At 72.9% G+C, this 21,774-nt stretch carries 21 protein-coding genes and 1 pseudogene; 12 read left to right on the top strand and 10 right to left on the bottom strand.

The window, feature by feature from the left end; all coding sequences use genetic code 11:
* Nucleotides 1-59 precede the first annotated feature (59 nt).
* The 3 genes from CCN51_RS29640 (at nt 60) to CCN51_RS29630 (ending at nt 3,469) form a co-directional block, all read left to right on the top strand.
* Nucleotides 60-1,016, top strand: coding sequence for a DUF6895 family protein (locus tag CCN51_RS29640; RefSeq protein WP_014180838.1), 957 nt, complete (start codon nt 60-62; stop codon nt 1,014-1,016).
* On the top strand, nt 1,013-2,146 hold the full coding sequence (locus CCN51_RS29635) for a serine hydrolase domain-containing protein (protein WP_014180839.1): 1,134 nt from the start codon (nt 1,013-1,015) through the stop codon (nt 2,144-2,146). Before CCN51_RS29640 ends, CCN51_RS29635 begins: the two co-directional genes overlap by 4 nt.
* A 249-nt stretch (nt 2,147-2,395) precedes the next feature.
* Nucleotides 2,396-3,469, top strand: a complete 1,074-nt coding sequence (locus tag CCN51_RS29630) for a S1 family peptidase (protein ID WP_014180840.1) — start codon at nt 2,396-2,398, stop codon at nt 3,467-3,469.
* Between the two features lie 117 nt (nt 3,470-3,586).
* Here the strand turns inward: CCN51_RS29630 and CCN51_RS29625 are convergent, their stop codons facing one another.
* Nucleotides 3,587-3,952 (bottom strand): subtilase-type protease inhibitor, encoded by a 366-nt coding sequence (locus CCN51_RS29625; RefSeq protein ID WP_319637677.1) that lies wholly within the window; start codon nt 3,950-3,952, stop codon nt 3,587-3,589.
* 472 nt (nt 3,953-4,424) lie between these two features.
* Here CCN51_RS29625 and CCN51_RS29620 point away from each other — a divergent pair, with 472 nt between their 5' ends.
* A complete protein-coding gene (locus CCN51_RS29620) occupies nt 4,425-5,330 on the top strand; it encodes an NADP-dependent oxidoreductase (RefSeq protein WP_014180842.1) in 906 nt (301 codons plus the stop codon).
* 93 nt (nt 5,331-5,423) lie between these two features.
* Nucleotides 5,424-5,570: a hypothetical protein gene (locus CCN51_RS60160; RefSeq protein WP_405384557.1), complete on the top strand. Its 147-nt coding sequence runs from the start codon at nt 5,424-5,426 to the stop codon at nt 5,568-5,570.
* Here the strand turns inward: CCN51_RS60160 and CCN51_RS29610 are convergent.
* On the bottom strand, nt 5,567-6,052 hold the full coding sequence (locus tag CCN51_RS29610; RefSeq protein WP_014180843.1) for a PPOX class F420-dependent oxidoreductase: 486 nt from the start codon (nt 6,050-6,052) through the stop codon (nt 5,567-5,569). The two genes, CCN51_RS60160 and CCN51_RS29610, sit on opposite strands and share 4 nt — an antisense overlap.
* Before the next feature lie 236 nt (nt 6,053-6,288).
* On the opposite strand from CCN51_RS29610, the gene CCN51_RS29605 reads away from it, so the two are divergent.
* Nucleotides 6,289-10,011: a DNA polymerase III subunit alpha gene (locus tag CCN51_RS29605; protein ID WP_014180844.1), complete on the top strand. Its 3,723-nt coding sequence runs from the start codon at nt 6,289-6,291 to the stop codon at nt 10,009-10,011.
* Nucleotides 10,008-11,114 carry a DNA polymerase Y family protein gene (locus CCN51_RS29600; RefSeq protein WP_043487908.1) on the top strand — a complete coding sequence of 369 codons (1,107 nt, stop codon included), beginning with the start codon at nt 10,008-10,010 and terminating at the stop codon, nt 11,112-11,114. The genes CCN51_RS29605 and CCN51_RS29600 overlap by 4 nt, the downstream gene beginning before the upstream one ends.
* A 33-nt stretch (nt 11,115-11,147) precedes the next feature.
* On the opposite strand, the gene CCN51_RS29595 is transcribed toward CCN51_RS29600, so the two are convergent.
* A complete protein-coding gene (locus tag CCN51_RS29595; protein WP_043487910.1) occupies nt 11,148-11,777 on the bottom strand; it encodes a pyridoxamine 5'-phosphate oxidase family protein in 630 nt (209 codons plus the stop codon).
* Nucleotides 11,778-12,010: 233 nt separating this feature from the next.
* Here CCN51_RS29595 and CCN51_RS29590 point away from each other — a divergent pair, with 233 nt between their 5' ends.
* On the top strand, nt 12,011-12,895 hold the full coding sequence (locus CCN51_RS29590; protein WP_014180847.1) for an esterase/lipase family protein: 885 nt from the start codon (nt 12,011-12,013) through the stop codon (nt 12,893-12,895).
* Between the two features lie 140 nt (nt 12,896-13,035).
* On the opposite strand, the pseudogene CCN51_RS29585 reads toward CCN51_RS29590, so the two are convergent.
* A pseudogene (locus CCN51_RS29585) lies at nt 13,036-13,221 on the bottom strand (TetR/AcrR family transcriptional regulator); the annotation flags it as partial.
* Between the two features lie 58 nt (nt 13,222-13,279).
* Nucleotides 13,280-13,810: a MarR family winged helix-turn-helix transcriptional regulator gene (locus CCN51_RS29580; protein ID WP_014180849.1), complete on the bottom strand. Its 531-nt coding sequence runs from the start codon at nt 13,808-13,810 to the stop codon at nt 13,280-13,282.
* Between the two features lie 66 nt (nt 13,811-13,876).
* Between CCN51_RS29580 and CCN51_RS29575 the strand changes: the two genes are divergently transcribed.
* Nucleotides 13,877-14,299: a MarR family winged helix-turn-helix transcriptional regulator gene (locus CCN51_RS29575; RefSeq protein WP_014180850.1), complete on the top strand. Its 423-nt coding sequence runs from the start codon at nt 13,877-13,879 to the stop codon at nt 14,297-14,299.
* 455 nt (nt 14,300-14,754) lie between these two features.
* Here CCN51_RS29575 and CCN51_RS29565 read toward each other — a convergent pair whose 3' ends face one another.
* Complete coding sequence (locus CCN51_RS29565; RefSeq protein WP_078610984.1) at nt 14,755-15,171, bottom strand: organic hydroperoxide resistance protein; 417 nt, start codon at nt 15,169-15,171, stop codon at nt 14,755-14,757.
* A 105-nt stretch (nt 15,172-15,276) separates the two neighbouring features.
* Here CCN51_RS29565 and CCN51_RS29560 point away from each other — a divergent pair, with 105 nt between their 5' ends.
* On the top strand, nt 15,277-15,822 hold the full coding sequence (locus tag CCN51_RS29560) for a MarR family winged helix-turn-helix transcriptional regulator (protein ID WP_014180852.1): 546 nt from the start codon (nt 15,277-15,279) through the stop codon (nt 15,820-15,822).
* A gap of 32 nt (nt 15,823-15,854) precedes the next feature.
* Here CCN51_RS29560 and CCN51_RS29555 read toward each other — a convergent pair whose 3' ends face one another.
* Complete coding sequence (locus CCN51_RS29555) at nt 15,855-17,177, bottom strand: APC family permease (protein ID WP_078610703.1); 1,323 nt, start codon at nt 17,175-17,177, stop codon at nt 15,855-15,857.
* A gap of 80 nt (nt 17,178-17,257) precedes the next feature.
* Between CCN51_RS29555 and CCN51_RS29550 the strand changes: the two genes are divergently transcribed.
* Nucleotides 17,258-17,713, top strand: a complete 456-nt coding sequence (locus CCN51_RS29550) for an Lrp/AsnC family transcriptional regulator (RefSeq protein ID WP_043487912.1) — start codon at nt 17,258-17,260, stop codon at nt 17,711-17,713.
* Here the strand turns inward: CCN51_RS29550 and CCN51_RS59370 are convergent.
* From CCN51_RS59370 to CCN51_RS29535, 3 genes are all read right to left on the bottom strand, one after another.
* Complete coding sequence (locus CCN51_RS59370) at nt 17,630-19,966, bottom strand: MMPL family transporter (RefSeq protein ID WP_014180855.1); 2,337 nt, start codon at nt 19,964-19,966, stop codon at nt 17,630-17,632. The two genes, CCN51_RS29550 and CCN51_RS59370, sit on opposite strands and share 84 nt — an antisense overlap.
* A gap of 146 nt (nt 19,967-20,112) precedes the next feature.
* On the bottom strand, nt 20,113-20,382 hold the full coding sequence (locus CCN51_RS29540; RefSeq protein WP_014180856.1) for a hypothetical protein: 270 nt from the start codon (nt 20,380-20,382) through the stop codon (nt 20,113-20,115).
* On the bottom strand, nt 20,382-20,756 hold the full coding sequence (locus tag CCN51_RS29535; RefSeq protein WP_043487915.1) for an ArsR/SmtB family transcription factor: 375 nt from the start codon (nt 20,754-20,756) through the stop codon (nt 20,382-20,384). Before CCN51_RS29535 ends, CCN51_RS29540 begins: the two co-directional genes overlap by 1 nt.
* Nucleotides 20,757-20,853: 97 nt before the next feature.
* On the opposite strand from CCN51_RS29535, the gene CCN51_RS29530 reads away from it, so the two are divergent.
* The coding region (locus tag CCN51_RS29530; protein WP_281262471.1) for a carboxyl transferase domain-containing protein at nt 20,854-21,774 on the top strand (921 nt) is incomplete at its 3' end.

Genomic DNA, 21,774 nt, shown 5'->3' with positions numbered 1-21,774 from the left:
GCAGTGACGAGGGAAGCCCGCGCGTGGAAGCGCGCCAAGACTGAGCGGGAGGGAGGGGCATGAGCACGGCCTTGGCCGGGGTCGCCCATGACATCCGCTCCCGCGCGCTGGGCTGGCTGCACACCCACCGGCAGCTGGGCGCGCTGGACGGCGGGGACATCACCGGGAACACGGACGGCTACAAGGCACTCGCGGAGACCGGGCTGGCCGCCTCCCTGGTCCTGCGCGACGGCACCGCCGGCAGCCGCGAGTCCGCTCTGGCCCGCGAACTGCTGGACTTCAGCTGGGCCCAGCTGAAGGAGGGCGCTCTGCTGTACGAGCGGCTGCTGCGCCACCCCCTGGCCACCGACACCATCGAGGGATACGCCCACTTCGCCCGGGCCGGCTACCGCCACCCCGGCCTGGACCGGCTGATCCCCCACCACGCCGCGCTGGGCGCCGCACAGGTCGTCGAGCATGTGCCCAACCGCAGGCTCGCCGTCGCCAACGCCCTGCGCATCACCGGCCACGACCACGGTGCGGGGGCGCCCGACTGGGCGACGTCGGCCCGGGCCACCTGGCTCGGCGGCACCCCGGCACCCTGGTGCATCGACTGGATGACCGGATACCACGTCACCCACACCGTCTTCCACCTCACCGACTGGGGCCGGCAACCCGGCGGGCTGCCCGGCGATATGGCCGCCTACCTCATCCGCTGGCTTCCGGTGTGGACGGACATCTGGACCGAGACCTGCCAGTGGGACCTGGTCGGCGAGCTGCTGCTCGTCGGCAGCTGCCTCCCCGCGCCGTACGCCGAGCCGGACGACTGGCGGCGCCTGGCGGAACTCCAGCACGCCGACGGTCTGATGCCCCGCGACGACCAGCCCGTCGACGACGACACCGTCACCCGCTTCCACGACCACCAGCACACCACCATCGTGGCCGCCATCGCCGCCACCGTCGCCCTGGCCCGCGCCCTGGACGCCCCCGCCATCGGCACCCCCGCAGCCGGCGCACCTGGCACCCCCGCGCCATGACCACCCACACCCCCACCGGCGCCCTCTCGGACGGCCCGGCAGCCGGCGCGGACCACCTGCTCGCCCCCGCCGTAGTGCGCCGGGCGACCGGCATGCTGCTGTCCGCGGCGCCCGGGGCCAGCGCGATCGCGGTCGGGCTGCACCGCGAAGGCCGCCGCGCCCTGGTGGTACGCGGCCATGTCGCCCACCACAGCCATGTGCCGGCCGACGCGGACACCCGCTTCGAAGCCGGATCCCTCACCAAGACGTTCACCGCCCTGCTGCTGGCCGAACAGGCGGCCCGCGGCGACCTGGGCCACCACGACCCCCTCGCCCGTCACCTCCCCGCCGCCACCCGCCTGCCCTTGGGCGGCGCCGCCATCACCCTGACCCATCTCGCCACCCACACTTCCGGGCTGCCGCGCCTCCCACCCGGGCTGCTCCGCTCGGCGGCCCCACTGCTGTTCACCAACCCGTACGCCGCCTTCACCCCCGACGACGTGCTGCGCGCGCTGGCCCGCACCAGGCTGCGGGCCACCCCCGGCTCCCGTGTGCGCTACTCCAACTTCGGCCTCGGCCTGCTGGGCCACGCCCTGACCGGTGCGGCCGGCGGCACCCCGTACCCCGCGCTCCTCGACGCCCGCGTGCTACGGCCGCTCGGGCTGCGGGACACCGGCTGCGCCACCTCGGCGGCCGAAGGGGGCGCGCAGGCCACCGGCTACTGGTACGGCCGAGCCCGGCCCCCTTTCCGTATCCCCGGCCTGCCCGCCGCGGGAGCCCTCCGCACCAGCGCGCGTGATCTGCTCGCCCTCGTCGAGGCCATCCTCGGCCCTGTCCCGGCCCCCGCCCCGGCACCTGCCCCCGCCTCGGCCGCTGTCCCGGGCGTGCTGCGGACCGCTCTGAGCGATGTCACCCGCCCCCGGGTCCGGCTGCCGAACGGCCGCGGCCTGTCCCTGGTGTGGAACATCCGCCGACGCCCCGACGGCTCCGACCTGTACCACCACTCGGGCGCCACCCGCGGATTCACGGCCTTCGCCGGCTTCAACCCGCGCCATGCAACGGCCCTGGTAGCCCTGGCCAACGCCGCCCCCGGCCCCGGCAACGCCCTCGTCCAAGAGGCGTACAACGCCCTCATCGGCCTGCAGGGGTAAGGCCCGCGGCGGTAGCCCTGTCTCGAACTGCCGTACGCCCGCACGGCCGTGCCCGGCGCGACGGGGCGCATTTTCGTGATCTTCCGTGCGACGTGTACGCGACCTTGTATGCGCCCCGCGCACCCCGGAATACTCGGCGGCGCAATTTGGCATGGACGCGCCCTCTGTCGGGCAGGCGCGCCTGTGCCAAGAGCCCTCCGGGTCCGACGTACCTCATCGCCGGGCCCAACCCCCCACAGGAGGCTTGAGTTGAAGCACCGACGCATATCCCGGCGCCGTATGGCCGTCACCGGCGCCGCCGCCGTGGCCCTGACCGCAGGGGCCCTCTCCCTGCAGACCGCCAACGCCGCCCCCACCCCGCCGCCGCCTCCCATCCTCTCGGCCACCGAGGCCGGGCAGACGGCGGCCGCCCTGATCGCCGACCTCAAGGACGGCGCGGCCGGGGCGTACTACGACGCCGAGGCCGGGAAGCTGGTGGTCAACGTCCTGGACCAGACAGCCGCCGACCAGGTGCGCGAGGCCGGGGCCGAGGCCAGGGCGGTCAAGTACTCGCTGGCGCAGCTCGGCGCGGCGCGTGCGGTACTGAAGGACAAGGCGACCATCCCCGGCACCTCGTGGTCGGTCGACCCGAGGACCGACAAGGTCGTCGTCACGGCCGACAGCACGGTCGAGGGAACCCGGCTCGACCGGCTGAACAAGGTGGCCGACGGGCTCGGCGACAAGGTCGAGGTGCGCCGTTCGGCCGGGACGTTCCGTACCTTCATCGCGGGCGGCGACGCCATCTGGGGCCAGGGCGGCCGCTGCTCGCTGGGCTTCAACGTCGTCAAAGGCGGCGAGCCGTACTTCCTGACCGCCGGTCACTGCACCGAGGCGATCAGCAGCTGGTCCGAGTCCCAGGGCGGCCCGGAGATCGGCAAGAACGCGGGCAGCAGCTTCCCCGGTAACGACTACGGGCTGGTCAAGTACACCGGCGACACCGCGCACCCGAGCCAGGTGAACCTCTACGGCGGTACGCAGTCCATCACCAAGGCCGGCGATGCGACGGTCGGCCAGAAGGTGCAGCGCAGCGGCAGCACGACCAAGGTGCACGACGGCGAGGTCACCGGCCTCGACGCGACCGTCAACTACCAGGAGGGCACGGTCGAGGGGCTGATCCAGACCACCGTGTGCGCCGAGCCGGGCGACAGCGGCGGCTCGCTCTTCGCGGACGACACCGCGCTGGGGCTGACCTCGGGCGGCAGCGGCGACTGCTCCTCGGGTGGCGAAACCTTCTTCCAGCCGGTGCCTGAGGCGCTTCAGGCGTACGGCGCCGAGATCGGCTGAATCGGCTGAGAGGTGACTGGTTGACGTGCTGACCGGCAGGGCCTCAGGGGCCCTGCCGGTCAGAGCCCTCAGTTGCTCAAAGCGCTTGGGGGTTCAGGCGCTCAGGCGCTCAGGCACCTAGAAGTCGAACACCTGACTCCGGACGCTGTTCTTGAGGCAGGGGTTCGGGAAGGTGTGCTCGTACCAGACCCGGCGGCCCTCCCAGACCCCCTCGGCGGTGACGGTGACCGGGCGCCACTCCTTCGTACAGGCCCGGCCGTGCTCCGTTCTGGCCGTCAGCGCTCCGAACTCCCCGTCGACCGCACGCAGTTCGGCGCAGGCTCTATCGGGCGTCGGGTGGGTGCCGGTCGAGGTGGGGCGACAGCTCAGCGTCACCGCGCGCCGCACCGCGGCCGAGCCCGCGTCCTCCCCCTCTCCGTAGCTGAACACCAGCGCCGAGGCCGGGTACAGACTCCTCGGCTGCGCGGGCGCGGCGCTTGCCACGCCGCCTGTTCCTGTCCCCACCACGCTGCTCAAGGCCAAGGCGGCGCCCAGAGCGATCACCCCTGCGGTTTTCCGCATTTCGAACACTCCCTTGCTCGTGGTTGCAGATACCGGACGGAGTCTTACGCGATGCATGTCAGGAACGCATGTCGATCGATCACTTCCGGTCGCAACACGTAATCATTCGGTGGCTCATTGTTGCGTGAGGAAAGCGCGTTCCCCGGGAGCACGCGGCGGCGACCTGGCCGGGACCGCACGACGACGGTCCGCCCCCAGCCGGACCGGCTCGACCGGAATGCACCCGCAGCTGCGCCGGTCGGGGGAGTGGCGGAGGAACGGCGGAGGAACGCGGCGGACAGGCGCGGCACGGTCTCGTCGAGGGGTACCCGGATCACATCGACGGCGAGGATGGAGCCGTTGGGCCAACCCCGATGTGTACCCACATGAAGCCATGAAGCTTGGAGTGAGAGACATGAAGGCGATCGTCTACGAGGAGTACGGCGGCCCTGAGGTGCTGCGGCTCAAGGAGATGGCGGAGCCGCACCCGGGCCCCGGGCAGGTCCGGCTGAAGGTCGTGGCCGCGGCCGTGAACCCCCTCGACTACAAGATCCGCCGTGGCTGGATGCCCCAGATGGGCCCCGCCGAGTTCCCGGCGATCCCCGGCCAGGAGGCGTCCGGGATCGTCGACGAGGTCGGCCCGGGTGTGACCGGCCTGTCCGTGGGCGACGAGGTGCTGGGCTGGACCGACACCGGGGCCTACGCCGCGTACGCCCTGGCCACCGTCGTCGCCCCCAAACCGGCCGACCTCGACTGGGAGTCCGCCGCCGCGCTCCCCGTGGCCGCCGAGACCTCGGCGCGCGTCCTCGACCTCCTTCAGCTGACGGACGGCGAGACCCTGCTGCTGCACGGGGCCGCCGGCGTGGTCGGAGGAGTCGGCGTCCAACTCGCCGTGGCCCGGGGCGCCACCGTCATCGGCACCGCCTCGCCCGCCAACCACGACTATCTGCGCTCGCTCGGCGCCATCCCCGTCGCCTACGGCGAAGGCCTTGCCGACCGGGTCCGCGCCGTCGCCCCGCGCGGCGTCGACGCCGTCTACGACGCCGCCGGGCAGGGCGACCTGCCCGTCTCCATCGAGCTGCGCGGCGGCACGACCGACCGCATCGTCACCATCGCCGACATCCAGGCCGCGGATCTCGGCGTCACCTTCTCCGGCGGCGGCGACCGCTCCGCCGAGGCCCTCGCCGACCATGCCCGCCTCGCCGCCGCAGGCCGGCTGCGGGTGCTCATCGCCCAGAGCTACCCGCTCGCCGACGCGGCCAAGGCCCACGAACAGAGCGAAACCGGCCACACCCGCGGCAAGCTCATCCTGCGGCCTTAGCGGTCCGGCCCGCTTGGAGTCAATCGGCCGCCAGCGCGCTCTGACCTCCGTCCCCGGCGACGTGGCCCTGCCGCCGTTTCCGCCCTGGCGCCGGTGGGGAGGCTGCGGCGGCTGCGGCGGCTGCACGAGGCCTGTGCGGCCGTCGGGGTGGACGGTCGCGCCGAGTGGCCCCGGGACCTGGCCGACGTTGACCTCGGTTTCGTCCAGCCGTGGGCCAGTCGTGGCCCGGCCGCGGCCTAGTCGTCGAGCGGGCCGCTCAGTGCGCCGCTCTCCTGCCCCCACCCGTACGCCCGCTCGGCCCGCAGCCGTACCACCAGCCGCCCTTCGGCGACCATCGCGGCGCGGAACTCCTCCCAGTCCGGGTGCTCGCCCGCGACGGCGCGGTAGACCTCGACCAACTCGTCGGCGGTGGCGTCGTGGGGGTCGGCCGCGACCGGGGTCAGCTCGGCGTTTCCCTCGGCGACCAGGTAGGAGTAGCGGTCGCCGCTGGTGACATAGAAGCTCGCGCGCGGATCGCGGCGCAGATTGCGGGTCTTGGCGCGGTCGTCGGTGACCGAGATGCGGATGAGTCGCGCCGTGGGCTCGTAGGCGAAGGCGACATTGGACAGCTGGGGGCGGCCGTCGCGTTTGAGGGTGACGAGCGCGCCGGTGCGCTGTTCGCGCAGCAGGCCGAGCAGGCCGGCGTCGTCGGATTCAGGGGAGTGGCCGGGGCGGTCGGTCATGGCGGTGACCTTACGCGGTCGGCCGCCGGGCCGGTATGGGCGTACCGCCATGCGCTATGGGTGTTATGGGGTTTTGGTCCCTTATGGTGAAGGGGAGAGATGTTATTCCCGCAGGTCACGCGGGAGGTGGGTCGTTTCGCACGGGTGTTCGAGAATTGGTTTAAGGTGGGGCCGAGGGGCTGCGCCGCGTGGCGGGCAGGGACGGCAGGGGGTGCGACAAGCAGCAGGAGGTGCGGATGCCAGGGTTCACGCATCTGCACACCGCCTCCGGGTTCTCCATGCGGTACGGAGCCGTCCACCCGGAGCGGCTGGCCCAGTGCGCCGCCGAGCGCGGTATGGACGCGATCGCGCTGACCGACCGCGACAGCCTCGCCGGGGCGGTCCGGTTCGCCAAGGCGGGCGCGGCCGCGGGGGTGCGGCCGCTCTTCGGGGTGGACCTTGCCGTACAGGCGCGGGCCCCGGAGCCGGGGCGTACGGTCCGGCGGCGCACGCCGGTGCGCGGCGGGGCGTTCATCGATGAGTCCGCGCCCCGCGCGGTCTTTCTGGCGCGGGGCGGCGCGGCCGGCTGGGCCGCGCTGTGCGGACTGGTCTCCGCCGCCCATGCGGGAGAAGCCCCTGCGGGAGCCCATTCAGGACCCGATGCGGGGACCCATGCGGGCACCCGCTCGGGGGCCCGCGCGGGTGGCGCCGGGCAGCCCCTGCTGCACTGGGCAGACCTGGAAGACGGCGCAAGCGGCGGCGGTGCCACCGCCCTCGCCCCGCTGACCGTGCTCCTCGGCCCGGACTCCGACGTCGGCCGGGCCCTGGCCGCCGGGCGGCCCGACCGGGCCGAGCACCTGATCGCCCCCTGGCGTGAACTGTTCGGCGACGCGCTGCGCCTGGAGGCCGTGTGGCACGGCCGCACCGGCACCGGCCCTGGCTCGCTGCGGCTCGCCGCCCGTACCGTCGGTTTTGCCGCCGACCAGGGCGTACGGGCCGTGCTGAGCAACGCCGTACGGTACGCCGACCCGGGGCAGGGCCCGGTCGCCGACGTACTGGACGCCGCCCGCAGGCTGGTGCCGATCGACCCGCGCGACCCCGCGGCGCTCGACAGCGGTGAGCGCTGGCTCAAGGGCCCGCAGGACATGGCGCGGATCGCCGAGAAGATCGCGGAGGCCGCGGGCCGGCGGCGGGACGCCGCGCACCGGCTGCTGGAGGAGACCGAGCGCACCGCCGCCGCGTGCCTCGTCGACCCCGAGGACCACATCGGCCTCGGCAGTATCCACTTCCCCGAGCCGCATCTGGTCGGAGCCGGTCACCGGAGCGCCGAGCGGGTGCTGCGCTCGCGCTGCGCCGCCGCCATGGTGCTGCGCGGCTATGACCGCGACCACGAGCGTTGGGGGCGGCTGGAGGACGAGCTGCGCACCATCGAGCGGCTGGGTTTCGCCTCGTACTTCCTCACCGTCGCCCAGGTCGTCGACGACACCCGGGCGCTCGGCATCCGGGTGGCCGCCCGCGGCTCCGGCGCCGGCTCCTTCGTCAATCACCTGCTCGGTATCGCGCACGCCGACCCCGTCGCGAACGGCCTGCTGATGGAGCGATTTCTGTCGGTGCGGCGGGCCGCGCTGCCCGACATCGATATCGATGTGGAGTCCGCGCGCCGCCTGGAGGTCTACCGCACGATCTTCGACCGCTTCGGGGCGGAGCGGGTCGCGACCGTCTCGATGCCCGAGACCTACCGGGTGCGCCACGCCGTACGGGACGTGGGCGCGGCCCTCGGCATGGACCCGGCGGAGGTGGACCGGCTCGCCAAGTCCTTCCCGCATATCCGCGCCCGCGACGCCCGCGCGGCGCTCGCCGAACTGCCCGAGCTGAGCGCGGTCGCGGCCGAGCAGAAACGTTACGGCAGGCTCTGGGAACTGGTCGAGGCGCTGGACGGGCTGCCCCGCGGCATCGCCATGCACCCGTGTGGGGTACTGCTCTCCGACGCCGGGCTGCGGGCCCGTACGCCCGTCGTGCCCACCAGCGGCGAGGGCTTCCCCATGTCGCAGTTCGACAAGGACGACGTCGAGGACCTCGGGCTGCTCAAGCTCGATGTCCTCGGGGTGCGGATGCAGTCCTCGATGGCGCACGCGGCGGCGGAGGTGGCGCGGGTCACGGGCCGGCCGCTGGACCTGGACGACCCCGAGGTGGTGCGGCCGAACGACCCGGCGACCTACGACCTGATCCGCTCCACCGAGACGCTGGGCTGCTTCCAGATCGAATCGCCCGGCCAGCGCGACCTCCTCGGCCGGCTGCAGCCCACCTCCTTCCACGACCTCGTGGTCGACATCTCGCTGTTCCGCCCCGGCCCGGTCGCGGCCGACATGGTGCGCCCCTTCATCGAGGCGCGGCACGGCCGCAAACCGCCGCGCTATCCGCATCCGGATCTGGAGGACGCGCTGCGCGAGACCTACGGCGTGGTCGTCTTCCATGAGCAGATCATCAAGATCCTGTCGATCATGGCGGGCTGCGAACGGGACCTCGCCGACGAGGCGCGGCGCGCGCTGTCCGACCCCGAGCGGCAGGGGCGGGTGCGGGCCTGGTTCCACGCGGAGGCGGCGAACCGCGGCTACCGGCCGGAGGTGCGGCTACGCACCTGGGAGATCGTCGAGGCGTTCGGGTCGTACGGCTTCTGCAAGGCGCACGCCGTGGCCTTCGCGGTGCCGACCTACCAGTCCGCCTGGCTCAAGGCGCACCACCCGGCGGCCTTCTACGCCGGGGTGCTCACCCACGACCCCGGGATGTACCCGAAGCGGCTGCTGCTGGCGGACGCGCGGCGGCGCGGGGTGCCGATCCTGCCGCTGGATGTGAACCGGTCCGGCGCGGATTACAGAATCGAACTGGTGTCTGGTGACGGGGTGTCGGCAGCCGGGGCGGCAGGTACGGGGCCCATGGGCGTGAGCTCTACAGACGCGGGCTCCACGGCCGCCGGCTCCACGGCCGCCGACTCCGTGGGCGCGGGCTCCACGGGCGCGGGCTTCGGGGTACGGCTCGCGCTGAGCGACGTGCACGGCATCAGCGAGGCCGAGACCGGGCGGATCGCGGCCGGGCAGCCGTACTCCTCGCTCCAGGACCTGTGGCGACGCGCCCACCCCGGGCGGCCGGTCGCCGAACGGCTCGCCCAGGTCGGCGCGTTGGACGCCTTCGGCACCAGCCGCCGTGATCTGCTGCTGCAGATCGCCGAACTGCACCGGCAGCAGCGGGGCGCCCGGCGCGACGGCACCGGCGAGGGCCAGCTCCCGCTGGCCGAGACCGCGCCGCCCGCCCCCGCCGGGCTGCCCGATCTGAACCCGGAGGAACGCCTCGGCGCCGAGCTCGGCATCCTCGGCATGGACGTTTCGCGCCACCTCATGGGCGACCACCGGGCCTTCCTGGAGGAGCTGGGCGCGGTCCCGGCGAAGCGGCTGCGCGATGCGCGGCACGGTGAGACCGTGCTGGTCGCCGGGGCCAAGGCCGCCACCCAGACCCCGCCGATCCGCTCGGGGCGGCGCGTCATCTTCACCACGCTCGACGACGGCACGGGGCTGGTCGACTGCGCCTTCTTCGACGACAGCCATGCCGCGTGCGCGCACACCGTTTTCCACTCCTGGCTGCTGCTGGTGCGCGGTGTGGTCCAGCGGCGCGGGCCGCGCAGCCTCAGCGTCGTCGGCTCGGCGGTCTGGAACCTCGCCGAGCTGGCCGAACTCCGGCGCGAGGGCGGTCTGGAGGCAGTCGCCGCCGAACTCGCGGGCGCGGGCCGGGCGGAGCCCGGTGCCCCCGCCGACGCGGATGCCGAAGCCGGGAGCGAGCCCGGGAGCGAGACCGGCGGCGACTCCGGGCGCCGCATCCACCTGCCCACCGGCTACGCCATGCACCCGTGGGCCGACCTCCAGCCCGCGGGCGAACAGGCCGCCACCGGCCGCAAGCTGTGGCATTCCAGCCCAGGGAGCGCGGGATGACTCCGCAGCCGACCCATGAGCAACCGCATGTGCTGTACGTGCGCTTCCATCCCGCCGGGGGAACGGCCGGGACGGCCCCCGGCGCGCCCGGCCGAGACCCCGGCCCCGGCCCCGGCCCTGGCCACGGTCCCGGTCGTCGTGGCCCCGGCCGTCCCGGACCCGTCCTCGGCGCGGACACCTACGAGGGCCTGCTCGCCCTGCTCACCGAGGTGACCCCGGTCGTCGAGGCGGTGCCGCCCGACGCCGCGCTCGCCGATGTCGCCGGCGCGCTGCGCTACTTCGACCGGGACGCGGCCGGACTGGCGGAGATCGTACGGGTCCGGGCGCTGGCCCGGTACGGCGTCGACTGCACCGTCGGCGTCGCCGCCAATCCGCTGCTCGCCCGCATGGCCGCACAGGACGCCGACGCGGTCCGTACCGTCCCCGACGACCCGGACGCGGTCGCCGCCTTCCTCGCCGACAAGCCCCCCACCGCCCTGCCCGGCGTCGGCCAGGCGACCGCCCGCACCCTGTGCTCGTACGGCCTCGACAGCGCTGCCCGGATCGCCGCCGTGCCGCTGCCCACCCTGCGCCGGATCCTGGGCCCGGCCACCGCCCGCCGAGTGCACGACTGGGCGCGCGGGATCGACCCGGTCCCCGTCACCCCGAACGCCCCGGCCCGCTCCATCGCCGCCGAACACCGCTTCGGCCACGATGAACTGGACCCGGAGCGCAGATGCCGTGCGCTGCTCACCCTCGCGGACCGGCTCGGCTCCCGGCTGCGCACCAGCGGACAGGTCGCCCGCGCCCTCACGCTCACCGTCCGCTACGCCGACCGCTCCACGACCACCCGCAGCCGGACCCTGGCCGAGCCGACGGCCCACACCCCGGCGCTGATCGCCACCGCGTACGCCCTGCACGCCGCGCTCGGCCTCCAGCGGGCCCGGGTGCGGTCCATCGCGCTGCGCGCCGAGGGGCTGGCCGCCGCCGAACTGGCCTCCCACCAGCTGACCTTCGACCCCGCGGACGACAAGGCCCGCCGTATCGAGGCCGCCGTCGACCGGGCACGGGCCCGCTTCGGCGAGCGGGCGGTGCGCCCGGCCGGGGGATTCGACATCTGTTGAACCGTCCCCCAGCTTGTGGGCATCCTGGCCGCCTCAGCCGTAAAGCCGCTCCGCGTACTTCGGGCCGTAGTGCGCCTCCAGCGCCTCCAGGGGGACATCCGGGGCTTCGAGCGCCTTGCATATCCGGGGCCTGGACGGCAGCTCGTCCGGGCGCCAGGTCTCCGGCTTCCAGAGCTCCGAACGCAGAAACGCCTTGGCGCAGTGGTGGAAGACCTCCTCGATCTCGACGAGGAGGGCGAGCCGCGGGCGGTTGCCCTTGACCACCATGTCGTCGAAGAACGGGGCGTCACGCAGCAGCCGCGCCCGGCCGTTGATCCGGAGCGTGTCACTGCGCCCGGGCAGCAGATAGATCAGCCCGACGTGTGGATTGGCGAGCACATTGCGAAAGCCGTCCATCCGCTTGTTGCCGGGGCGGTCCGGGATCGCGATGGTCGTGTCGTCGAGCACGAGCGTGAACCCCGCGGGGTCGCCCTTGGGGGAGACATCGCACCGCCCCTGGGCGTCCGAGGTGGCGATCAGACAGAACGGCGACCGGGCCAGCCACTCCCGGTCCAACTCATGCAGCGCGGGGCGGGACTTGTTGGCCGCCTGCTGATTGGGCTCGCCGACCAGCTCCCGCAACTCGGCCTCGGACGAGACCTCCACCAGGTCTGTTGTGCTCATCAGCGTCCCCCCGTCGTCCTCGAGATCACGTGCTGCCGACTCTACGCCACCCCTCTGACAGGGCCGTGTTCCTGGATGTTCCGTGAGGGGTGGGTGAGGTTTTCTTCACCTACGGATGGCTGGATGGCTTTGCTACTGGCGCGTAATTTAAGGCCGACACACCACCCCTGTGATCCGGATCGCAGAGCGCACGGTCCTGCGCAACCCTCCCCCACCAGCGAGGAGTCCATGTGATGTCGCACTGGAGGCGTATCCGCTCGCTCCGCAGGTCACTGCCCGCCCTGGCCCTGGCGGTCGCGGCGGTCGCGGCGGCCATGGCGCCGGTCGCCGCGAGCGCCGCGCCCGACGAATCCGCCGCCGGTCAGAGCGCGACGAGCAACGGTTGGAACGACTATTCGTGCAAGCCGTCCGCCCAGCACCCCCGCCCCGTCGTCCTGGTGCACGGCACTCTCGGCAACTCGGTCGACAACTGGCTCGGTTTCGCCCCGTACCTGGTCGACCGCGGCTACTGCGTCTTCTCCCTCGACTACGGCCAACTGCCCGGCGTGCCCATCTTCTACGGCCTCGGCCCGATCGCCGATTCGGCGAAGCAGCTGTCCGCCTACGTCGACCGGGTGCGCACCGCCACCGGGGCCGCCAAGGTCGATATCGTCGGCCACTCCCAGGGCGGGATGATGCCCCGCTACTACCTGAAGTTCCTCGGCGGCGCGGCCAAGGTGAACGCCCTGGTCGGCCTGGCCCCCACCAACCACGGGACCACCCTGTCCGGGCTCACCAAGCTGCTCGACTACTTCCCGGGCGCGGCCGACGTGCTCGCCAAGCACACGCCCGGTCTGACGGACCAGGTGGTCGGGTCGGCGTTTCTCACCCGGCTCAACGAGGGCGGCGACACCGTCCCCGGCGTGCGTTACACCGTCATCTCCACCAAGTACGACGAGGTCGCCACGCCCTACCGCGCGCAGTTCCTAACCGGGTCCGACGTCAAGAACGTCGTGGTCCAGGACCTGTGCCCGAGCGATCTGTCGGAGCACGTCACGATCGCCATGACCGACCGGGTCGCCTTCCACGAGGCGGTCAACGCCCTTGATCCAGAACACGCCACTCCGACGACCTGCTGACGCCCCGCCCCATCCCGCTTCTTCACTCAACCGCCACGGCGCCCCGGCCCTCCGGTGCGCCGTGCGCGCCGGGATGAAGGGCAAGTCGGGATGAAGGGCAAGCCGGGATGAAGGGCAATCCGCCTGCTTCAAACGCCCTCTCAGGTGGACGGCCACTGCCGCAGGGCCATGTCGGCCACCATTTGGAGGTCGTCGCGGGTGGCGCCGCCGGCGGCCTGAACGGCGATGCCATTGCCCACGGTCATGAGGTATCGGGCGAGCAGGCCGGGATCGGTCCCCGCGGGCAGGTCGCCCTCGCCGACGGCCCGCTGAAACCGCTCCTGCAGGTGGCAGGCGAAGATCAATCTCGGTGCCGATCACGGTTCCATTGACCCCAGGGGCCGTTCACCGCGGCGCCCGGCCCCCGGTCCGGCCCCCGGTCCTGTCGAGCGCGCCGACGAAGTCCGTGAGCAGCCGGGCGAATTCGGCGCGGTCCGCCTCCGGCCACTCGGCCATCGCCTCCGCGAACACCGACCGCCGGAACCGCCGGACCTCGTCCGTCAGGGCGCGCCCCGCCTCGGTCATGACCAGCAGGGCGCGCCGCCCGTCGGCCTGATCCGCCTCCCGCCGCACCAGCCCGGCCTCGACCGCCCCCGCAACCAGCTTGCTGGCGCGGGGCTGGTCGACGGCCAGGGCGGCGGCGACGCCGGAGACGGTGGCGGGCGCGCCGCCCTGCTCCGCCGCCTCGATCGCGTCCAGCACGTCGAAGGCGGCGCCCTTCGCTGCCGAGCCCTTCGCCGCCGAGCCCTTGAGGGAGTCCCCGCCGCCTCCGCCGTCCCTGTCGGCGAGCCGTGCCAGTGAACGCCTGCTCTGGCTGCGCCGGATGGCGACCATGGCCCGCTCGATGTCGTCCACGGGTTCTCTGTTGTCGGCCATCACGCCTCCATGCATAATCAAGAACAACTAGTTGCTATTTTACATGCATTACTGGAGGTGGAGGCGATGAAGCCGATCGGATACTGGCTCAAGCACCTGGACGGCCTGATCGAGGCCGACTTCGAGCGCACCCTGAGCGACAGCGACCTCGCCCGGCGCCACTGGCAGGTCCTGAACACCCTGTCGACGGGCCCGAAGCCCCTCGATGAACTCACCGAGGCGCTACGCCCCTTCTGGGGCGAGGGCGCGATCACGCTCGATGAGGTCCTGGACGGTCTGGACGGTCGGGGCTGGGTTGTCCGGGAGGGCGCCGAGGGCCCGTACGCGCTCACCCCGCTCGGCGCCGAAGGCCATGCCGCGGTGGCCGAACGGATCGGGGAAGCCCGGCGGCGGATCGTCGACGGGGTGTCGGATGAGGAGTACCTCGCCACCGTAAGCGTGCTCCGCCGCATGGCGGAGAACATCGAGGGCGCGGCGCGCGCCGCCTAGCGTACGAAGGCGCCACCTCGGCCGCGGGCGCGCTCCTCGTGTGGCCGGACGGCTGTCTCGCCTGGGCGGCGGAGCCGGGCGAGCCGGCGGAGCGGGCCGCCGACGCTCTCGGGTGAGCGCCGGCGACATGGTTCCGCGCCGAAGCCCCGGCCCGACCGCTTCTCTCATCGGCTCGGCGGCGTTGCGGGCGAACCGCTTTGAGCTTCGCCCTCGGCGCGATCCGCCTGTGCGTCCGTCGGTGATCCGGCGGAGGGCTCTTGGCCGTCTACCAACGCGGTCACCAGGCGCGTCATGGCGGGCCTGGGGTCAGGCGTGCCCGGCCAACTGGTCATCAGCAGGTGGCGGGCGGCGCCGACGACGGCCAGGGCCACGGTGCTCGGGTCGACGTTGCTTGCGGACGGGGGTGTCCGCGTTGGAGCCCGGACTGACGGCTACGGCTATGGCTATGGCTACGGCTACTCGGCGATCAGCTCGACGGCGATGTTGCCCCGGGTCGCCTTCGAGTACGGGCACACCTGGTGCGCCTGCTCGACCAGGCTGCGGCCGGTCTCGCCCTCAAGCTCTTCGGGCAGCTCGACGCGCAGGGTGACCTTCAGGCCGAAGCCGCCGTCCGACTCGTCCTTGCCGATGCCGACCTCGGCGGTGACGGAGATGTCCTTGGTGTCGACCTTCGCCTGGCGGCCGACCAGTCCGAGCGCGCTGGCGAAGCAGGCCGCGTAGCCCGCGGCGAACAGCTGCTCGGGGTTGGTGCCCTTGCCGCTTCCGCCCAGCTCCGGGGGCATGGCCAGCGCCAGGTCGAGCTGCCCGTCGGAGCTCACCGCCCGGCCGTCGCGTCCGTTGGCCGTGGCCACCGCGGTGTAGAGCGCGTCCATGAAGACCATCCCTTTCGCATCCTGCGGTGCGCCGTCGTGCGCTCCGTCATGACTGAAGTAGAGCACACAATTAAGTTGTGCACAACTAAGAGGTACCCTAGGTACATGTCACACCAGCCCGCGCCGGCCCCCGCCCCGGCCCCGAACCCGACAGAGACCGCAGCCGCCGACGATCTGCTCCGCCTGGACCTGCAGGTCTGCTTCGCCCTGCACGCCGCCTCGCGCGCCTTCGGCAGCGTCTACCGGCGGGTCCTGCGCGATATCGAGCTGACCTATCCGCAGTACCTGGTGATGCTGGTGCTGTGGGAGCACGGCGAGATGCCGGTCAAGAAGCTGGGGGAGTTCCTGCGCCTCGACTCGGGTACCCTCTCGCCGCTCCTCAAGCGCCTCCAGGCGGCGGGCTTCGTCCAGCGCGAGCGCAGCCTCCACGACGAGCGTTCGGTCTCGATCCGGCTGACGGCCGAGGGCGAGGCGCTGCGGGAGGCCGCCCGGGCCGTGCCGCTGCAGATCATCCAGGCCAGCGGCCTGGACGCGGAGGACGTGGTCGATCTGCGCGCCCGACTCCAGCGGCTGACGGCCGCGCTCGACGCCGCGCAGGCGGGCGCGTCGGGCGCGTCAGGCGCGTCAGGCGTGTCGGGCGCGGAGAGCTGAGCCGCTGATCACCCCCGGGCTGGGGGCGCCGATCACCCCCGGGCGCGGCGCCGCTGGGCGACGGCCTGGAAGCAGAGCGCGGCGACGGCCAGCGCCAGCGGGATCAGCAGCAGCGGCCCGGAGAGGGCGAGCACGGTGGAGACGACGGCCGCGCTGCCAACCGCCGCCCACCACAGCGGAGTTCGGCGCGGAAGCAGCGCGAGCGCCGCCAGCACCCCCGCCAGGGTGACCGCGGCGAGACAGGTGGAGGTGGCGCGCATCAGCCGGTCGAGGTCGGCCGCGCCCGTCGCGGCCACCGCCCCGACCGGGGCGCACGCGCCGGCCAGTACGGCCAGGCTGCGCCGCGGCACCTCACCGGGCCCGCCGCCCCGGGCCAGCCACCGGGGCGCCGCGCCGTCGCGGGCGAGGGCGGCGCCGAGCCGGGCCGCGCCCGCCAGGTAGGCGTTGACGGCGCCGAAGGTCAGGAACAGGGCCGCGACCGCGGCCACCGGCCGGGCCGCACCGCCCACGCTCCGCGCCAGCAGTTCGGTCAGCGGGGTGTCCGTGGTCGCGGCGGCGGGGCCGAGCGCGCCGACCGTCGCCAGCGAGAGCCCCAGATACAGCACGGTGATCACGGCGAGGGTGAGCGCGGTGACCCGTGGCAGGTCCCGGCGCGGATCGGCGAACTCGGCGGACAGATGGCTGGCCGCCTCCCACCCCGCGAAGGCGAAGAAGAGCACCCCGGCCGCCGAGCCGACCGAACTCCAGCCGCCCGGCATGAAGGGAGTGAAGTGCGCGGCGCGCAGCTGCGGCACCGCCGCCAGGACCGCGGCCAGCAGCAGCGCCGCCAGCAGCCCCACGAGCAGCAGTTGCACCCGGCTGGACAGGTGCAGCCCGCCGAGGTTGGCGGCGAAGGCCGCCGCCAGCACCAGCCCGGCCACGGCCGCCGTGCCCGTATCGCCCAGGCCCGCCGCGGCGGCGGTGTACTGGCCGCCGATCCAGGCGCCCGCGACCACCCCGACCGGCACCACCCCGAAGAACCACCACCCGACGATCGCCGCCGCCCGTGGCCCGAAGGCCCGGTGGACATACGTGGCCACCCCGCCCCCGTCGGGGAACCGCGCGCCGAGTGCGGCGAAGCAGGCGGCGATCGGGACGCTGGTCACCAGCAGCGCGGCCCAGGCCAGCACCGAGGCCGGGCCGGCGGCAGCGGCGGCGAGCGCGGGCAGCGCGAGCACACCGGGGCCGAGGAGGGCGCCCGCGTACAGGGCGGTGCCGCCGCCGAGCCCGAGTCGGCGACCGCCGGAGCGGGCTGCTGGACGAGAGGGACGCGGCGGACGTGGGGAAGGGGAAGTGCGAGTACGTTGTACGGTCACGGCTCGGGAAGTTAGCCGAAAAACTGATGATCTGACCGGCTCACCGAACGAAATTCGGTGAGCCGGTCCGGAGAGGCCCCATGGACGAACTTGATACGGCGATCGTCCGCGAACTGCAGCACGACGCACGGCAGACCAATCGCGAACTCGCCCGCACCCTCGGCATCGCCCCCTCCACCTGTCTGGAGCGGGTGCGCGGTCTGAGGGAGCGCGGGGTGATCACCGGCTATCGCGCGACGGTCGACCTGCGCGCCCTGAACCGCCCGGTGCAGGCGCTGCTCGCGGTCCGTATCCGGCCGCCGAGCCGGGAGGTCATCGAGGGTTTCAAGACCTATCTGATGACGCTCCCCGAGGTGCTGTCCGTGTATGTCGTCGCGGGCAGCGACGACTTCCTGGTCCATGTCGCGGTGCCGGACGTGGACCGGCTGCACGCCTTCCTGATGGACCGTTTCTCAGGGCGCCGGGAGGTGGTCGACTTCCGCAGCTCGATCATCTACCAGCATGTGGCGGGCGAGGCGATCGCGCCCTTGGAGTGACGTCTGGAGTGACGTCTGCGGGAACGACCTCCGTCCGAGCAGTGTGATCGCGGCGGGCAGCAGCACCCCGCGTACGAGCGTCGCGTCGATGAGGACGGCCACCGCAAGACCGACGCCCATCATCTTGTACTCGATCGCCGACAGCACGACGAAGACGCTGAAGGCCGCCGTCATGATGACGGCCGCGCTGGTGACCACGCCCGCACCGGACGCGACACCCCCCACCACCGCCTCGCGCGTCGCCTCCCCGGCGAGCCGGCGCTCGCGGATCCGGCTGAGCACAAAGATGTGGTAGTCCATGCTCAGCCCGAAGAGGATGACGAACATGAACAGCGGCAGCCAGCCGACCACCCCGCCGTACGAGGTGAAGTCGAGCGCCGAACTCAGGTGGCCGTCCTGGAACACCCAGGTCAGCACCCCGTAAGCGGCGCCGATCGACAGCAGGTTCAGCACGATCGACATCAGCGCGACGGCCGGCGAGCGGAACGCGACGACCAGCAGCACGAAGGCCAGCAGCAGCACGAAGGCGAAGACGTACGGCGTGCGGTCGGTGATCCGGTTGGTGAAGTCGTACGCGAAGGCCGTCTTGCCGGCGACCGCGTAGTCGATTCCGCCGTCGGTCTTGCCGTCAGCTCCGCCCGCCTCGCCCAGCGCGGCGGGCAGTGTCCGCTTACGCAGCGTCTCCAGCGCCCGGTTCGCCGCGTCGTCGGTGCCGAAGCTCGCCAGCGGCACCCGCACCACCAGCGCCCGGCCCACCTTGGTGGCCGAGATGGGCTCGTTCAGCGCCCCGCCGCTCGCCGCGGCCCGCTGGTGCAGGCTCTCCACCGCCCTCCGTACCGCTGGGCTGTCCACGGCGCCCGGATCCCGCTTCCCCCAGATCACCACGGATGCCGGGGACGGGGCGCCCGGGAACGCCTCCTGCATCCGGACTGCCGCGTCCACCGTCGGCACCTTCCGCGACAGGCTGTCGGTCACCGCCGCGTCCTGCAGACGCATCCCCAGCGCGGGCAGCGCGAGCACCAGCAGTGCCAGCGCCGCCGAGCCGCCCCACACCAGCGGGCGCCGCACCACCGCGCGGGCCACCGCCGCCCAGGCCCGGGACTGGTCGGCCGCGGTCCGGCGGCGGCCCACCCACGGGATACGCGCCTTGTCCACCCGGTGCCCCAGCGCGGCCAGCAGGGCGGGCAGTACGGTCACCGAGCCGACCATCGCGACCCCGACCACCAGCACCGCGCCGGTCGTCAGCCCCTTGAAGTTGTCGAGCCCCGTGAACAGCAGCCCGACCAGACACAGCATCACCGTCAGACCCGAGACCACCACCACCCGCCCCGAGGTGCGCGCCGTGATCCGCAGCGCCTCCGCGACATCGTGCCCGGCCGCGCGCTCCTCGCGCGCCCGGCGCAGATAGAACAGCGAGTAGTCGACGCCCACCGCCACGCCGATCAGCAGCACCATGGACGACGTGGCGCTGTTCACCGGCACCCAGTGGGCGAGCACCTGGAGAAAACCGAAGGTGGCGACGACCGTGGTGGCCGCCAGCAGCAGCGGGATCGCGGCGGCGATCAGCGACCCGAACACCACCAGCAGGATGACCACGGTGAGCGGAAGCGAGAAGAACTCGGCCCGCTTGAAGTCACCCTTGATGCCCTCGTCCACCACGCGCGACAGGCTCCTGTCGCCCGCCTGCGCCAGCCGCACCTGGGGGTGGCGGGCCTGTACGGTCTTCACCGCCGTGGTCGCGGCGTTGTAGTGCTCGGACCACTGCTTCTGGGCCCCCGCCATGGTGAAGGTGACCAGACCGGAGCGGCCGTCCTTCGACACCAGCCGGCTTCCGTCGCGCTCCAGCGGGGAGCGGACCGCGGTCACCGTGCCGGGGGTGCGGCGCAGCGTCGTGACCAGGTCCTGGGTGGCGCGGCGCAGCTCCGGGCTCTCGGTGAAGGGCCGTGCCGCGTCCTGCGCGCGGGCCTGGACCAGGACGTTCTCCTGGGGCGCCGGATACTTCTGCTGCGCGTCCAGCACCTGGCCCGCGCGGCCGGTCTCACCGGGGTCGGTGCTGTCCGCCGTATCGCCCGGCATGACCGCGCTCGCCAGGACCGCCACGACCACCAGCGCGAACCAGCCCGCGATCGCCAGCGCCCGATGGCGGACGGACCACCCCGCGACCCGCTCCACCAGCGCGGCCCGCCCGGATGCCCCATCGGGGCTTCCGCCCGGTCCGTCGGCCCTCTGTCGCGACTTGCTTTTGCGCAGCATGAGCTGCTGTCCTTTCCACGAAGGGACGTATCCGTGAGAACTCGCCCATGGGCGAGGTGATGCTTCTTCCTTCATCTGGGCCGTCGAGTTGCCGCTCGACGGCCCAGGACCCGCGTCGTATGTCTTGATTGCCTAGTCTTGATTGCCTATTCGACGGTCTGGAGGATGCGCTCCAGCGAATCCATCCGGCCCTGCATCTCCGCCAGGCGCTCGCTGATCTCCTTCAGCCGCTCGTCTGTAGCCTGCTGAGCGGCGGTCGCGCTCTCGGCGAGCTTGCGGTACTCCAACTCCCGCACCACCTGGACCTTCGCGCGCCGAGTCGCCGCGAACTGCCAGATGACCGTCGTGAGCACCGTGGTCACCAGGGCGAAGAGGCCGAAGGCCCCGACGACCTCGGTCCAGTCGTGTCCATCCATCACATCGATCCCTTCGTCTTCTGCTCGCCCGGGCCGTCGCCCGGCGGGGTCAGCGTCCGCTCCGCGGCCTCGACGGTCTCCGGTGTCAGCTGGATCGCGAACCGGTTGACCTCGTAGAACTTCATGGCCTTGCCGTCCTCCGACACTTCGACCCGGGCCGTCACCAGCCCGGCCGCCTCCAACTTGCGCAGATGGACCTGGAGCAGCGCCCGGCTGATGCCCAGCGCGCGGGCCAGCTCGCTCACATACATGCGCTCCCGCGAGAGCGCGGCGACGACCCGCAGACGGTGCGGATTGGCCAGCGTCGCCAGCACGCGCACCAATTCGTCGCCGCCGAGATCGCGCGGCTCGCCGCCCGGCACCGAGGTAGTCATAGCGAAACCCTGCACATGCCAAAAAAAGTTAGCACATGCCTAGGATGATTGAGACCGACCTTGTCGGCAGCCCCGTTGCCCGTGGCAGGGTGTGACCATGACCGGAACGAACCCCCGCACATCAGCCCTCCAGCTGATCGAGACCGTCGTCGACCCCGGCAGCTGGCTCCGCTGGGACGCGCCGGCCGACATCACGACGGACGACCCCGACTACCGGGCCGACCTGGAGCGGGCCCGCGAGCGCACCGGCCTCGACGAGTCCGTCATCACGGGCGAGGGCCGTATCGAGGGGCGGCGGGTGGCCATCGTGGCCTGCGAGTTCCGCTTCCTCGCCGGGTCGATCGGCGTCGCGTCGGGGGAGCGGCTGGTACGCGCCGTGGAACGGGCGACGGCGGAGCGGCTCCCCCTCCTCGCCGCGCCCGCGTCCGGCGGCACGCGGATGCAGGAGGGCACGGTCGCGTTTCTGCAGATGGTCAAGGTCGCCGCGGCGATCACCGACCACAAGGCCGCCGGTCTGCCCTACCTCGTCCACCTGCGCCACCCCACGACGGGCGGAGTGCTCGCCTCCTGGGGCTCGCTGGGGCACGTCACCGCCGCCGAACCGGGCGCGCTCATCGGCTTCCTGGGGCCGCGGGTGCACGAGGCGCTGTACGGGGAGGAATTCCCACCGGGCGTTCAGGTCGCGGAGAACCTGATGGCCCACGGCCTGGTCGACGCGGTCCTCCCACCCGAGCGGCTGTCGGAGGTGGCGGCGCGGGTGCTGAGGGTTCTGTGCGGAGACGCTGCCGCTGTGGCGAACGGGGCTGTCCCGGCGGCGGGCCCGTCCGGCCCTGCCGCCGGGACCGGGCTGGAGGCGGGGATGGTCTCGGGCGCGTCCCCGGCGGCCGCGGGCGCCCCCGAGGAGTCGCCTGCGGGACCTGCCGTCGGCGGCGAGCAGGCGACTGCCGCCGGGCGCCCCGCAGCGGAGGGGGACGCTTCGGCGTCAACGGGGCGCGGGGAGTCGCCGACGGGCCCCGGA

It is taken from the genome of Streptomyces milbemycinicus, from assembly GCF_002154605.1.
GTDB lineage: Bacteria > Actinomycetota > Actinomycetes > Streptomycetales > Streptomycetaceae > Streptomyces > Streptomyces milbemycinicus.
The sequence above is the reverse complement of the archived record's forward strand: the minus strand, read 5'-3'. Positions and strand labels throughout refer to the sequence as shown.

Coding starts and splice junctions, on each gene's coding strand:
- CCN51_RS29575 (WP_014180850.1), top strand. CDS start 13,877: ATGAAGCCGATCGGATACTGGCTCAAGCACCTGGACGGCCTGATCGAG.
- CCN51_RS29540 (WP_014180856.1), bottom strand. CDS start 20,382: ATGGATGGACACGACTGGACCGAGGTCGTCGGGGCCTTCGGCCTCTTC.
- CCN51_RS29550 (WP_043487912.1), top strand. CDS start 17,258: ATGGACGAACTTGATACGGCGATCGTCCGCGAACTGCAGCACGACGCA.
- CCN51_RS29595 (WP_043487910.1), bottom strand. CDS start 11,777: ATGAGCACAACAGACCTGGTGGAGGTCTCGTCCGAGGCCGAGTTGCGG.
- CCN51_RS29600 (WP_043487908.1), top strand. CDS start 10,008: ATGACTCCGCAGCCGACCCATGAGCAACCGCATGTGCTGTACGTGCGC.
- CCN51_RS29590 (WP_014180847.1), top strand. CDS start 12,011: ATGTCGCACTGGAGGCGTATCCGCTCGCTCCGCAGGTCACTGCCCGCC.
- CCN51_RS29605 (WP_014180844.1), top strand. CDS start 6,289: ATGCCAGGGTTCACGCATCTGCACACCGCCTCCGGGTTCTCCATGCGG.
- CCN51_RS59370 (WP_014180855.1), bottom strand. CDS start 19,966: ATGCTGCGCAAAAGCAAGTCGCGACAGAGGGCCGACGGACCGGGCGGA.
- CCN51_RS29635 (WP_014180839.1), top strand. CDS start 1,013: ATGACCACCCACACCCCCACCGGCGCCCTCTCGGACGGCCCGGCAGCC.
- CCN51_RS29560 (WP_014180852.1), top strand. CDS start 15,277: ATGTCACACCAGCCCGCGCCGGCCCCCGCCCCGGCCCCGAACCCGACA.
- CCN51_RS29620 (WP_014180842.1), top strand. CDS start 4,425: ATGAAGGCGATCGTCTACGAGGAGTACGGCGGCCCTGAGGTGCTGCGG.
- CCN51_RS29580 (WP_014180849.1), bottom strand. CDS start 13,810: ATGGCCGACAACAGAGAACCCGTGGACGACATCGAGCGGGCCATGGTC.
- CCN51_RS29610 (WP_014180843.1), bottom strand. CDS start 6,052: ATGACCGACCGCCCCGGCCACTCCCCTGAATCCGACGACGCCGGCCTG.
- CCN51_RS29640 (WP_014180838.1), top strand. CDS start 60: ATGAGCACGGCCTTGGCCGGGGTCGCCCATGACATCCGCTCCCGCGCG.
- CCN51_RS29565 (WP_078610984.1), bottom strand. CDS start 15,171: ATGGACGCGCTCTACACCGCGGTGGCCACGGCCAACGGACGCGACGGC.
- CCN51_RS29535 (WP_043487915.1), bottom strand. CDS start 20,756: ATGACTACCTCGGTGCCGGGCGGCGAGCCGCGCGATCTCGGCGGCGAC.